The sequence below is a fragment of the Chloroflexota bacterium genome (assembly GCA_020161265.1).
GTDB lineage: Bacteria > Chloroflexota > Chloroflexia > Chloroflexales > Herpetosiphonaceae > Herpetosiphon.
In genome coordinates this window covers 159,778-172,992 of the sequence record JAIUOC010000002.1, presented here as the reverse complement: position 1 = coordinate 172,992, position 13,215 = coordinate 159,778, and the positions used below count along the sequence as shown (strand labels likewise).

The following is a 13,215-nucleotide window of genomic DNA, read 5'->3' as shown; positions in this document are numbered from 1 at the left end:
GTACTAAATGGCGTACAATTGACCATTTGTTCAGGTTGATCAATGCATAAATAGCGCGTTGTAGTGACAACAAGGTTTGGTAGTTTATAACGCGGGTCTTGGTGGGAGCAGATGTATGAAACGGTATAAATGTTGCATTCTCTTGTTGTTGGTTCTTATTTTGGCGGCGTGTGGGCCAAGCCAACCTGATCCAACGGCCCAAGCAATTACCTATCGCCTTGCCAAAGAAGGTGAAGGGATGCGATTCGGTGATGCTGCAAAAGTCTACCTTCCCAAGAACTGTTTCGATCTGCATGAAGCAATCACCATGCAAATCACCTTGCAAGCAGGCAACATCGATCTTGATTTTGCGAAAATCGCATTCATTGTGAAAGGCCCGCTGTATACGGATGCTCCCCAGCGATTTGTCTGGACTCCGCCCAAATCAATTGTGCTTCGGGCCAGCGATCCTGCACAGCAGTATGACTGGACGCTGCCCGACCTCGAACCGGGGATGTATATACTCGTCATTGGGCGGGGAAGCAGTGAACAAATCACCCGTATGCAGTTTGGTGTCACCTATCTGCGGAATTTCTATGATGTCAACATTCCGTGTGATCAACTCGAAGCAGAATAACCATATTCGTTCGTCAATGCATCGTGAGGAGTCATTGGATCGATACTTGATGGTGCCAAATGGCGTACACCTGACCATTCGTTCAGGCTGATTAACGCATGTATAGCGCGTTGTAGTGACAACAAGGTTTGGTAGTTTATAACGCGGGTCTTGGTGGGAGAATATGTATGAAACGGTATAATGGCTTCATTTTCTTGTTGTTAGTTTTTATGCTCGCGTCGTGTAGTATTATTAATCAACAACCTGATCCAGTCCTTGCTCCAATCACCACTCATTTGACTACTTATGTTGGCAGCGAATTTGGCCCAGATGCAGCAATTGAGATAGCAAAAAATTGTTTTTCCCTGAATGAGCCAATTGCCATACACCTCACGCTGCAAGCAGGAACACGAGATTTGGATATACGAACATCAAGGTTATTTGTGGAAGGGCCGTTGGAGTCTGGTAGTTCTCCCAATCTTTCCCAGATCGATTGGGAACCAGATGGTCTTCCTCCCCTGATTAAGGTCGGCTAACCGATGATTCAAACAACCTGGACGATCACACTGACTATAGAAGGTCGCTATCTCCTCAGGTGGGAGGATGATCAGGGGTCTATTACTCCACTACCTGCCGGCTTTGGGGTTGGATATCTTGTTAATCAGCATACCACGAGAAAGATAGCGTGTGCCGATCTCAAGTAGCTGTTGAATGAGATAATGGAGTCACGATCTATTTAAAAGGTGATTCTTCGCTGTTTTGGATAGCTTATCTATAGAAGGAGGAATGGTTGTGCTGCGGATTACCATACTCAGGTTCCTTGTGATTATGCTTCTGTTGGTGGCATGTGGGCGAATAAGTCTGCAACCTGTTAATCCAACTGCAGGGCCGGTAGAGTATGCCTTGCAGCAACGGGGAAATATATTTGGTCCAAACGCGGTGGTTCAGACTGCAAAAAACTGCTGGGAACCACAAGAATCAAAACCGATTGTCATGCAGATCGAAGCGGGCAGTTTTGACCTTGATCTTGCCCAGACCCGTTTTTATTTGGCAGGCCCGTTGGGTCAGGAACCACAACGCTATTATTGGGAACCAATTGATCCGCCTGCGCGATTAGCCGCGAATGGAGCCGTGTTTCAGCAAGCATGGACACCGTCGATTACCCAGGAAGGAGTTTATACACTCTATGTGGAGCATGGAGGATCACATCAACCGACGGGTTTCAAGTTTGGTGTTGGGTATATCATTAATGTAGCGACCTTGATGGAGATCCCATGTGTTGATCTTCCGCAATAAGCTACCGAAGAGAGTTTGTCGTTCTTAACATGATTGCTGGCTGATTGTTCAACTATGGAAACTACAATTACCCTAATAATCCCCCCTTAATCATTTCATCATGCCAAGTAGACTGTGTTATAATAAAGCGCAGCATATCAGCAATCACCATTAAGTACCGCTTTTTTATACCATTTGAGAGCCATCGGGGCGTGATATTTCGAGTTCTCCCCAAAGAGGTTGTACAACTTTCAGCCACGGGGTTTATCTGCAATCATCTGCCAAATCAGGCTTAACGCTGATTTGGTTCAGGCTATAGATTGATATGCGAATTAAGGCACTGTCGATAAGGAGGTTGATTTTCGTCGTAGTATTCCCAACTCGCCCAGGTCTGAATTCGATATAGCTGAAGGAGTAACTGGTAGTGAAACATCGTTACACTCGTTTAGCAACGGTCTTAGCGTTGTTAACCATGTTAGCGGGCAATTTAAGCGCTAACAATGTCACACGGGCGGCAGAACCCCTCAAGCCCGTTGTGGAAACGGCCACTGAATCGGTTCAAGTGAACCAAGCCAGTGCTAATCGTTCAAGCAAGCCCACAATTGCCCCATTGTATGGTGATTTCCCCAAGTCTGGCAAAGTTAAAGTTATTGTTCAATTCCACGAAGCTCCGTTGGCAACCTATGCTGGCGAAGTTAAGGGTTTGAAGGCTACCGCCAATGCGCAAACTGGCCGCACCAAGCTTGATGTCAAGACGGCTGAATCACAAGCCTACTTGAAACATCTTGATGCTCAGCACGCCAGCTTCCTCAAGGATGTGCAAGCCAAATCAACCCAAATCAAACAAATTGCTGATTATCAAGTTGCCTTGAACGGGATGTTCTTGGATGTTGATGTTTCAGCAATTACCGTCTTGCGCAACCACCCTGATGTTGCATCAGTCGAAGTTGCTCCCGTTGAAAAACTTGATACAGATAGCAGCAACCAATTCATTGGTAGCGCCAGCTTTTGGCAAAACCTTGGTGGTGGCAGCACCGGCACGAACGCTGGTGAAGGCATTGTGATTGGGGTGATCGATAGCGGGATCTACAACCCATCAAGCACCTTGACCACGACTGGTATCCACCCATCATTGCGTGATCCATCACCAGTTGGTGGCGATTATAGCGCATGGCCAGGTGGCTACAAAGGCGTTTGTGCGCCATCAAGCCCACAAGCTCAAGATGGTTCGTTTGGCGCTTGTAACGACAAACTGATCGGGGCTTGGTGGTATAACGGTGGCGGCATCGCATTCCCTGGTGAAGTTGATTCACCAATGGATGAAGATGGTCACGGCAGCCATACCGCTACCACTGCTGGTGGTAATGGTGGCACTGCTTCACCATTCGGCACTGTCTCGGGGGTTGCCCCACGCGCTCGGATCATCGCCTACAAAGTTTGTTGGGAAGAAGATCCTGCAATCAGCGATGACGGCGGTTGTAACGGTGGCGACTCAGTTTCAGCTATCAACCAAGCCTTGATTGACGGCGTTGATGTGTTGAACTACTCGATCAGCGGTGGTAACTCACCATGGACTGACGGGGTTGAAGTTGCATTCCGTAACGCTAACGCTGCTGGCGTGTTGGTTAGCGCATCGGCTGGTAACGCTGGTACGGTTGGGAGCGTCGCTCACAACTCACCATGGTTGATTACCGTTGCTGCAAGCACCCAAGCCCGCGAATTCAAAGGCTATGTGAGCAACTTGAGCGGTGGTACGGGCGCGGCTCCGTCACCATTGGTTGGTGCTTCACTCTACCCAGGCACGGTCACTGGCCAAATCAAATTGGCTCCAGTTCAAGGCAGCGAAACTGTTGCCCCTAGCTTGTGTCAACAACCCTATGCCCCAGGAACCTTCAACGCAACCGATATCGTGATTTGTCGCCGTGGTGTCAACGCCCGCGTGCTCAAATACGCTAACGTGTTTGCTGGTGGTGCTGGCGGCGGGATCATCGTCAACGCTGCTGATAACCAAGGTATCGTTGCCGACTACTGCGCCAAAGTTTGTGTTCACCTCGAAAAGAACGCAACCTTGGAAAGCGTTGCTGGCGAAGCCTTAATCACCTATGCTCAAGCAGGCGGCGCTAGCGGTAAAGCCGATGGCGGTGTCAAGGTTATGGGCGCTGGCGATAAGATGGCCGGCTTTAGCTCAATGGGTCCTTCGCCCATCAAAAACGTGCTCAAACCAGACGTAACCTTGATTGGTGTTGATGTCAACGCTGGTCATACCGCATTCGTTTGGGATGATGGCTTCGCTGATGGCGAGTTGTTCCAAGTTATCGGTGGTACCTCAATGTCAAGCCCGCACAATGCTGGCGTGACCGCTCTGATGCGCCAAAAATACCCAACTTGGACTCCATTCGAAATCAAATCGGCCTTGATGACGACTGCTAAGACCAGCGTTGTTAAACCCGATGGCGTAACCGCTGCCGATCCATTCAACATGGGTGCTGGCCGCGTCGATTTGACCAAAGTATTCAGCGCTGGCTTGGTGCTTGATGAAACCATTCCAAACTTCATCAATGCTAACCCATCAGCTGGTGGCAACCCTGCAACCTTGAACATTGCAAGTGCTGCTAACGAATCGTGCCCAGTCGAATGTACTTGGACACGGACAGTCAAGAACACCTTGAACGTTCCAGCAACTTGGAATGTTAGCGGTTCAACCGCTCCTGTAACGGTAACTGCAACCCCAGCCAGCTTCACCATTCCTGCTGGTGGAACCCAAGTTATCACGATCAAGGCTGACGTTCGTGGTCAAGCAATCGATGGCGTTTGGAAGTTTGGCGAATTCCGCTTGACTGAAGCCGCCAGCCGTGCCCCAGCTGTCCACTTCCCAATTGCCGTCAAGGCTAGCGCTGGTGGCGTGCCCGAAAGTGTTTCAGCAACCACCCGCCGCGATACTGGTATGGTGACCGCTGGTGGCTTTAGCGCCCTCAACGTAACCAACCTGACCATCCGCGAATTTGGCTTGACCAAGGGTGTTCGCGCAACCGAAGTTATCACTGGCGATACCACCAATGGTAACCCATACGATAGCTTGACCAACGGTGTCTTCTATCGCGCATTGCAAGTTCCTGCTGGCGCAAGCAAGTTTGTCGCGAAGATCACCGATACCGCATCAGAAGACATCGACTTGTTCGTTGTTCGCGATGCTAACGGCGACGGGATTCCTCAAGCAGGCGAACAAGTTGCTGAATCAGCAACCTCATCGGCCTACGAAACCGTCACGATCAACAACCCTACTGCTGGCAACTACATTGTGGTTGTTCAAAACTGGCAAGCTTCGGCTGCTGCTCCCGACTCAACCACGGTTGATATCTACTACGTACCTGGCAGCAACCTTGGCAACTGGGATGTTGTTGGCCCAGCCAATGTTTCAGGTAGCGAACCATTCAGTGTTGATATTCACTGGGATGAGCCAACCCTCGAAGCTGGCGATGTCTGGTTCGGCGAATTTGACCTTGGCACCAGCCCAGCTAGCCCAGGTAGCATTGGCCGTACTGCCTTCACTCTCGAAGTCTTGGAACCAGAAGTCAGTGTTGATGTTAGCGATACCATGGTTGATGTTGGCGAATATGTCACCTACACCGTGGCAATCTCTAACTACAGCGCAATGAACGATACCTTCTATGTAACCAGCACCTTGCCAGTTGGCTTGGAAGTTGACGTGAGCAGCTTGCCTGCTGGCGCGAGCTACAACTCATCAACCCGCACGGTTACTTGGAGTGGTTTGGTCAATGCCGCTGAAACTGGCTATACCTTCAGCGATAGCCGCGATGGTGGCGTAGCATTCGATAACTTCGATGTTTCAGCTGATGCCAACGCTATTGCGATTTGTGCCGCTGTCAGTACTACCTGTGACGAAACCGCACCAAACTTCACCTTAGGCACGTACCTTGTTCGCGCCTACGATGTGAATTATGGCGCTGTTCGCCCATGGAGCAACGGTTTGATTCAATTCGACCCAACGCTTCCATCAGGCAATACCAACTATGTTGCCCAAGATATGCCAAACTCAGCAACTCCTAACGGGGTATACGCTGGTCTTTGGACGGACTTGGACTTGGATGGTACGTCAGCTACCGATACCGGTGGTGGCGAGTATTACATCTTGATTGTTGATGGGGTCAATCCAAACGATCCAACTGTACCGTATGTTGCAGTTGAATACGAAGATGCCCAACAATATGACGATCCAACCTCAAACTTCAACTTTACCAACTATGCCCGCGCTGATGGCATTGAGTCAGAGTTCTGTACCGTTTACGGTTCGCTCACTGGCAATTTGACCACCTTCGCTGATGGTGTAGCAGTTGGGATCGAAAACTTGACTGGTACGGTTGGCAACACCTACTACTACAGTGGTGATAGCTCAACCGCCGCCAACTTGCCAACCGCAGGTACAACTATCTGTACCTCGTTGGGTGCTGGCGAACCAGGCTTGCGCACCTTCAGCTACCGCGCTCGCGCAACCCAAGCTGGAACCTTGACCAATAACCTTGAATATAGCTCAGCCGCTGATAGCAATACCGGCACTGAAGCTGTGGCTATCGAAGCCGTTCAAGCAGTGTTCAAGATCTTCATGCCATTGGTTGGCCGTTCGTCGTAAACCTTGAACGATTGTCGGTTACAATGCCCTCACTCAATGCGAGTGAGGGCATTTTTTTGTTGAGATCGCTCAATGTTGTATGATTTGAATCCTTTTATGCACCAAGCAAGCCCTGACTTGCAACACCGCTTACAATGGTTAATCCAAGCTGCTGATACTTATAGTTTAGTTTGCTATCTGGTTGGTGGTTGTGTTCGCGATTGGTTGCTGGAGCGACCAGTTGGCGATATTGATGTTGTGGTTGAAGGCGATGCGATCGCGCTGGCCGAGGCTTGGGCTGCCGTTTGGCCGGATCAACTGCATACCCACCCGCCCTTTGGCACTGCTACCCTGAGTTGGCAGGATGCAGCTGGTGCTTACAGTTTGGATTTAATTTCAGCCCGCAGTGAATATTACCCCCAGCCTGCGGCCTTACCAGTCGTTAGTTTTGCCAATTTAGCTGCTGATTTGGCCCGCCGCGATTTTACGATCAATTGTCTGGCTTTACGCCTGATCAATCAGCCAACCCAATTAATTGATCCACAGCATGGCTACGCTGATCTCCAGCATGGTTTGATTCGAGTATTGCATGATCAGAGTTTTATCGATGATCCAACCCGTATCCTCCGTGCGATCCGTTTTGCTGCGCGTTTGAATTTTGAGCTTGAATCACAAACCGCCAGACTGTTGCAGCAAGCCTTGCCATGGCTTGATCAAACTACGCCTGCACGTTTGTGGAATGAGCTAGGTTTGTTGCTCACCGAGCCAAGCGCTTTGGCGGCGTTAAGCTTGGCGGATAGTTGGGGGGTGCTCAGGCAATTGTTTGGTAGCGGCTGGTCAAGCAATCTCAATCAACAAGCTGAAATGCTGCTTACCAATCAGCCCGATCAGCAATTAGCGATTGTGTGGCTATTGTTGATGAGCCAATTGTCCCCCAGCGTAGCCCAAACCCAAACCCAGCGCTTTAGTTTGGCCAAACCAATTCGCTTGATGGTTGAACAATGGCCTGAACTGGCGACGTTTGCAGCAACGTTAACCCAAACCACGCTTTCGGCAGGCCAACTTGATCGTTTGCTGAGTCCATTTGAGCCGTTGCTGCTCCAAGTGTGGGCGGGTAATCAGGCAATATCAATTCAACACAGAATTAAGTATTATCTGCAATACTTACGGCCAATTGCTAGCGCCGTGACTGGGCGCGATCTGCAAGCCCAAGGGATTGCTGCTGGCCCACAGTATAAAACCTTGCTGGCCGAGGCTCGTGAACGCCAGCTTGATCAATTTGAACGAGAGCACCCGAATCTTTGCTAAGATAGTTATGGATTATTTAAGGCTATGTATTCGCCCTTGAGCTAGGAGTAATGCCAATGACGACATTCGATTTAAGTGGCAAGGTGGCAATCGTAACTGGGGCATCACGCGGAATTGGTGAGGCAATTGCTCAACATTTTGCCCGAGCCGGAGCCAAAGTCGTGGTTTGTGCCCGTAAATTGGAAAGCTTGCAAACTGTTGCTGATAGTATCAACCAAGCAGGTGGCACGGCGCTCGCTATAGCTTGTCATACTGGTAAGCCTGAACAAGTGCAGGCAGTGGTGGCACAAACTTTGGCAGAATGGGGCCGAATCGATATTGTAGTTAATAATGCGGCTACCAATCCCCACTTTGGCCCATTGCTCAACTCCGATGCATCTCAATGGGATAAAACCTACGAAGTCAATGTGAAAGGCTACTTTTGGTTGATCCAAGCAGCGGCTGAGGCCATGCAGGCGCAAGGTGGTGGCTCGATCATCAATGTAGCCTCGGTGGCGGGCTTGCAACCGGCGACCGCCATGGGCATTTATAGCATTTCCAAGGCTGCCGTTATTGCTATGACCAAACAGTTGGCCCAAGAATTAGGCCCAATGAATATTCGGGTCAATGCCTTAGCACCTGGCTTAATCAAAACCAAATTTAGCTCAGCCCTGTGGGATAACGAGGATCTGAATCAAAAAATTGTGGCTGGCACGCCCTTAGGTCGAATTGGCACGGTCGATGAGGTTGCCGCCGCTACGCTGTATCTGGCTAGCGATGCTGCTGCCTTCACCACTGGCACAGTTATCACCATGGATGGTGGCAGTTTGGTCGGCGGAATTTTAGGTTAATTCGAGAGCATAGAACATAGAACATAGAATATAGGGGGCAGAGATCAGGGGTCAGGGGCCAGGAATTAGTTTTAACCACGAAGGACACGAAGGAAATGAGGCTATAGGCTTTTGGCGATGGAGTTCATTCGAATTCCAAAATAGTTCCGATAGCCTATAGCCCTTATTTCATCCTTCATCCCTCATCCTTCATCCTTCTAAATATCGGGCATTGGCTCAGGCTCGCCGAGGGCATCGCCATACCAGCGTTCGAGCCAAGCAAGGGCTTCGTTGAGCCGAGCCTGTGGCATACGACGATAGGTGGTAATGCCCCATTGGCGATACAAGCCATCGAAAATTGCTGGGTATTCGTTGCGCCGAGAGCGCTCACCGACTACCTGCGCCACCCGCCGAACGGTGCGAGCCAACAACATTGCATTGGCTTCGATTTCGGCGCTCATTCCACCCATTTCGCGAGCCTCAACATCGGCGGTCAGTTGGCGCTCAAGCAACATTTGTTCACGAGTCAGGTTGGCCACAGCCAAGGCTCCGCGATAGGCCACCTCGGCTTGAGTTTGTTCCCAACGGTTGGGCAATAGTTGATCGTTGGTTTCAAAGGCTTGCGGGCGAAAGCTCTGCCAAAGCACTGAGGCCATTTCGCTGCTCAGCGCTTGCACGATCGGCGCAGCTTTGGCGCTGACACTGTTGGGATCAAGCCCCGCCGCCCATAAGGGAATCAGATCAATCCTCAAACAGGCTTGACGTTCATCCTCGCCATCAAGGTTGGGTACTTTGAGTTGACGTAAGCCCGCTGCCAGCGTCGCATGGGCTTTGATCCGCTTGATCTGTGGGGCATGCGGAATTTCGAGCATAGCGCAAATCACTGGAATAGCGGCATAGGTTTGGTTGGGATCAAGCGCAAGAAGCTGGCCGAGATCGCTATTATAAAAATGTTGCATGAAGATCCTTTATCAACAGCTTAGCGTTGCAAACGTTCGACCATGGTGCTGTGGGCGGCTAGCTCCAATTGATCGTCAAGCGGGCTGAGGGTTGCGCTTGCGCCATAGCGGCGTTGCAATGCTAGCTCCAGCAAGTGGTCGGCGAAATGTGGGTTTTTGGGCAGCAACGAGCCGTGCATATAGCAGCCAATCACATTTTGCCACACAGCACCTTCGCTACCATCTTGACCATTGTTGCCGTGGCCTGCGAGCACCTTGCCCAGCGGCTTTACGCCCTTGCCGAGGAAGGTTCCACCACTATGATTTTCAAAGCCAACCAAGGTTTGGTGACCAGTGCCCCAATTGGCTTCGATCAGCAAATTGCCAATCAAGCGTTGGGTGCTACCGACGGTGTGCACATCCAATAAGCCAATACCTGGGAGCTTCTCGCCGGTGTGAGTTAGAAAATAATGGCCAAGCAGTTGGTAGCCACCACAAATTGCCAACAATACCATGCCAGTTTCGGCGGCGCGGCGTAATGGCTCGGTTTGGTGTTCAACAAAATCGGCAGCAATTAACGCTTGACCACTATCTTGACCGCCACCAAAAAAAGCCAGATCAACACTTTGCCAATCGATGCTGCTGCCTGGCATTACGGGAATCAGGGTTGTTGTAATCTCACGCCATGCACAGCGCTGTCGTAAGGTGATGATATTCCCACGATCACCATAGATATTCATTTGCTCAGGGTATAGATGCGCAATCGTCAGGTTGTACATAGCACCTCCACATATTCGCGCCCATTGTACTACGCTCGGCTGCTTAACAAAAACTTGATATTCCTAGCGTATAACGATTAAACTAGATCTCAGTCCGTTTGATCAGAGGATACTATATGCAACCATTTTTACTTGACCCCAAGAATGCCGCCGTGGTAACGCGCCAAAAACCCTATGGTAGCGGCAAATTTATGCTGTTTATGTTGTTGTTTAGCCTGCCATTTTTGTTTGTGGGCTGTGGAGCGTTGGGCTTTTTGCTGCGCGATGTTGGTCAAGCCGAATCGCAGACCGATTGGAATTCGGTATCAATTCAATTGGCCTTTGTCGTTTTATTCGGCTTATTCGGTAGTTTAGCCCTCTATTTCTTTGTGCTGCGACCATGGCGTTTGGCCAAGGCGTTGCGCGAGCGTGGCCAAATGTTGCCTGGGCAAATTATCAATGCCCGCTTTGAAAAAGATAGCGATGGCGATTGGAATTTAGTGATTAACTATCAATTTGTTTCACCTCAGGGCATTGGCATAACCAAAACTCAAAGCCATATTCGCAACGATTTGCGCAATACCCCACCGCCGCCCGCCAATACGCCCGTTGTGGTAATGTATGCTGATGAGCGGAATTTTACCGTGTTGTAGTGAGTTAATCGGTCGCCAGGCCTTAGCTGAATTTCTGCATCTGCTATATACTTATCCTAATATGCGGGAAATTTCATAGGTGCTTTGGAGGCTTCATGGCAACGCGGACAAGTGGGCAGGCTGTCGCTCTGACAGGCCTTTCGGTCATGGTAATGATGACATTTTCGCATGCCATGAATGATATGTGGACTTCGCTGTTAGCGCCCTTGCTACCAAGTATTCGCGATACCTATCAGGTGAGTATTGGCCAAACCGGCATTTTGGTGGCGATTTTGTCGTTTGCTGGCTCGATGCTTCAGCCCTTGCTTGGTGCAGTTGGCGATTATATTGATCGGCGTTGGTTGGCGGCGTTTGGTCCTGTGCTAACGGCGATCGGCCTAACTTTGATTGGTTATGTGCCCAATTTCTTTATGTTGGGTGCGTTGATTATGCTTGGCGGTTTGGGCAGCGCGATTTTTCACCCAGCAGGTGCAGCCTATATCGCCATGGGTGCGAATCCTCATCAACGAGGGCTATTTGTTTCCATCTTCTCGGCTGGCGGCACGGTTGGCATGGCCTTTGGCCCACTGATTGCCGCCCAGTTTGATTTGGTGAGTTTGCCCTATTTGCTGCCTGTGGGAATTGCAGTTGGGGTTTTGACCTTTTTGATGATTCCTTCGGCGGCGCAAAATCGCAGCCAACCCAAAACGTTGCGCGATTATATCAGCGTTTTTCAGGGGCCGTTGCGCTGGCTTTGGTTTATGAGTGTGTTGCGTTCACTTTCAAGCGTTTCGTATAGCAGCTTGTTGGGCTTTATGCTGCGTGATCGCTTTGATCAAGCGATGGCTGATGCTCATGTTGGCCCAACCTTGGCAGTTTTTAATATTGCCTCAGCGGTTGGCGGCATTATTGGCGGGCGCATTTCTGATCGGGTTGGGCGCACGGTGGTGCTACGTTCAAGTATTTTGAGCACGATTCCGCTGTTTATTGGCTTAGTGCTATCATCACCATTGGATTGGTGGTATTACCCCTTGACGGCGGTGGTTGGGGCAATGGTGATGGCTAATATTCCGGTTTCGATTGTCACGGCGCAGGAGTATGCACCGCAACATATTGCCACCGCCAGCGCCATGATGATGGGCTTTGCTTGGGGTACGTCGGGCGTGCTTTACCCCATTATTGGTAGCCTCGCCGACTGGACTTCGCCAACCTGGGCCATGATTGCCGCGATTGGCTTGTTATTGCCAGCCTTCTTTATCACGGTACGACTGCCCGAGCCTGAACGTACAACGACGATTGGCTAGTATCTGGGGGTTGGTTGCTGGGGGTTGGGGATCGGGAGCTTGGCTATAACCGCGAAGAGCGCGAAGATTCACTAATATTAATTATTGAAGGCAGAGGCGCAGAGCTTTTGGTGAAAATTTCTCCCAACATAAAGCTCTGCGTTACTCGTTCAGTTTCCGATCCCCAATAACCGACCCCCGACCCCCTGATTGCTATGCTCTTGGTTTCACATCGCGATACTGGCCTGAGATCGCATTCCAGCGTACTTTGAGTACATCGCGCAGATTACGCCAAGAATCGCGGATATTATCGACTTTGGTTTCTTCGCCATAGCGCCAAGTGACGGGCACTTCGGCAATCCGATAGCCACGCCGCAAGGCTAAATACAATACCTCAACATCAAAGGCGGTAACTGCTGCGCCTTTGGGCGCTTCGGTGCTATCGTCGTACAGCCGCATGCGCCCAAAAACATCGTGGGATGCCTCGCGGCTGAATACCTTAAAACCACATTGCGTATCTTGGAATTTACCAATGCCCAAAACCCGCACGATGATATTGAACACTCGACCCATCAGATGACGCATAAATGGCTCATCGATGCGACTGGCTCCCGCACCCTCGCGCGAAGCAATCACAATATCGTAGCCTTGTTGAAGTTTGGCTTCGAGTTTGGGCCATTCTTCCATAGGCACGGCCAAATCGGCATCGGAGAAAAGCACATACTCCCCAACCGCTTGGGTCATGCCAGTGCGCACAGTATAGCCTTTGCCACGATGCGGATTTTGAATCACACGGGCTTGGGCGAATTCACGACAAGCAGCCTCAGCCAGTGCCACTGTTTGATCAGTGCTGCCATCATCAACCACTAATAACTCCCATGACCATGGTTGGGCATTGAGGAATTGCAAAACTAAAGGTAAGGTCTGAGGTAGTCGGCGGGCTTCGTTATAGGCTGGAATTACCACCGAAAGATACGGGGCCATGGGGAC

General features: G+C 50.4%; 11 protein-coding genes. 8 read left to right on the top strand and 3 right to left on the bottom strand.

Translation table 11 applies throughout. The features are described 5' to 3' along the window. Positions 1 to 115 precede the first annotated feature (115 nt). The 6 genes from LCH85_05050 (at position 116) to LCH85_05025 (ending at position 8,635) form a co-directional block, all read left to right on the top strand. Positions 116 to 616, top strand: coding sequence for a hypothetical protein (locus tag LCH85_05050; GenBank protein ID MCA0351344.1), 501 nt, complete (start codon positions 116 to 118; stop codon positions 614 to 616). 167 nt (positions 617 to 783) lie between these two features. Beyond that, on the top strand, positions 784 to 1,131 hold the full coding sequence (locus LCH85_05045; GenBank protein ID MCA0351343.1) for a lipoprotein: 348 nt from the start codon (positions 784 to 786) through the stop codon (positions 1,129 to 1,131). Positions 1,132 to 1,387: 256 nt separating this feature from the next. After that, a complete protein-coding gene (locus tag LCH85_05040) occupies positions 1,388 to 1,891 on the top strand; it encodes a hypothetical protein (GenBank protein MCA0351342.1) in 504 nt (167 codons plus the stop codon). Positions 1,892 to 2,294: 403 nt separating this feature from the next. Further along, on the top strand, positions 2,295 to 6,518 hold the full coding sequence (locus LCH85_05035) for a S8 family serine peptidase (protein ID MCA0351341.1): 4,224 nt from the start codon (positions 2,295 to 2,297) through the stop codon (positions 6,516 to 6,518). A gap of 72 nt (positions 6,519 to 6,590) precedes the next feature. Further along, positions 6,591 to 7,805, top strand: a complete 1,215-nt coding sequence (locus tag LCH85_05030) for a CCA tRNA nucleotidyltransferase (protein ID MCA0351340.1) — start codon at positions 6,591 to 6,593, stop codon at positions 7,803 to 7,805. A 56-nt stretch (positions 7,806 to 7,861) separates the two neighbouring features. Further along, positions 7,862 to 8,635 (top strand): glucose 1-dehydrogenase, encoded by a 774-nt coding sequence (locus tag LCH85_05025; protein ID MCA0351339.1) that lies wholly within the window; start codon positions 7,862 to 7,864, stop codon positions 8,633 to 8,635. A 197-nt stretch (positions 8,636 to 8,832) separates the two neighbouring features. On the opposite strand, the gene LCH85_05020 is transcribed toward LCH85_05025, so the two are convergent. After that, complete coding sequence (locus LCH85_05020; protein ID MCA0351338.1) at positions 8,833 to 9,573, bottom strand: phage antirepressor N-terminal domain-containing protein; 741 nt, start codon at positions 9,571 to 9,573, stop codon at positions 8,833 to 8,835. A gap of 20 nt (positions 9,574 to 9,593) precedes the next feature. Further along, complete coding sequence (locus tag LCH85_05015; GenBank protein ID MCA0351337.1) at positions 9,594 to 10,331, bottom strand: glutamine amidotransferase; 738 nt, start codon at positions 10,329 to 10,331, stop codon at positions 9,594 to 9,596. A 116-nt stretch (positions 10,332 to 10,447) separates the two neighbouring features. Here LCH85_05015 and LCH85_05010 point away from each other — a divergent pair, with 116 nt between their 5' ends. Continuing rightward, complete coding sequence (locus LCH85_05010; GenBank protein MCA0351336.1) at positions 10,448 to 10,963, top strand: hypothetical protein; 516 nt, start codon at positions 10,448 to 10,450, stop codon at positions 10,961 to 10,963. 95 nt (positions 10,964 to 11,058) lie between these two features. Continuing rightward, positions 11,059 to 12,246: an MFS transporter gene (locus tag LCH85_05005; protein MCA0351335.1), complete on the top strand. Its 1,188-nt coding sequence runs from the start codon at positions 11,059 to 11,061 to the stop codon at positions 12,244 to 12,246. A 192-nt stretch (positions 12,247 to 12,438) separates the two neighbouring features. Here LCH85_05005 and LCH85_05000 read toward each other — a convergent pair whose 3' ends face one another. Next, positions 12,439 to 13,209: a glycosyltransferase family 2 protein gene (locus LCH85_05000; protein ID MCA0351334.1), complete on the bottom strand. Its 771-nt coding sequence runs from the start codon at positions 13,207 to 13,209 to the stop codon at positions 12,439 to 12,441. Between the last annotated feature and the right edge of the window lie 6 nt (positions 13,210 to 13,215).

Bases quoted from the DNA above. Each gene is read 5' to 3' on its own strand.
- LCH85_05050 (MCA0351344.1), top strand. From the start codon at position 116: ATGAAACGGTATAAATGTTGCATTCTCTTGTTGTTGGTTCTTATTTTG.
- LCH85_05045 (MCA0351343.1), top strand. From the start codon at position 784: ATGAAACGGTATAATGGCTTCATTTTCTTGTTGTTAGTTTTTATGCTC.
- LCH85_05030 (MCA0351340.1), top strand. From the start codon at position 6,591: ATGTTGTATGATTTGAATCCTTTTATGCACCAAGCAAGCCCTGACTTG.
- LCH85_05025 (MCA0351339.1), top strand. From the start codon at position 7,862: ATGACGACATTCGATTTAAGTGGCAAGGTGGCAATCGTAACTGGGGCA.
- LCH85_05020 (MCA0351338.1), bottom strand. From the start codon at position 9,573: ATGCAACATTTTTATAATAGCGATCTCGGCCAGCTTCTTGCGCTTGAT.
- LCH85_05015 (MCA0351337.1), bottom strand. From the start codon at position 10,331: ATGTACAACCTGACGATTGCGCATCTATACCCTGAGCAAATGAATATC.
- LCH85_05010 (MCA0351336.1), top strand. From the start codon at position 10,448: ATGCAACCATTTTTACTTGACCCCAAGAATGCCGCCGTGGTAACGCGC.
- LCH85_05005 (MCA0351335.1), top strand. From the start codon at position 11,059: ATGGCAACGCGGACAAGTGGGCAGGCTGTCGCTCTGACAGGCCTTTCG.
- LCH85_05000 (MCA0351334.1), bottom strand. From the start codon at position 13,209: ATGGCCCCGTATCTTTCGGTGGTAATTCCAGCCTATAACGAAGCCCGC.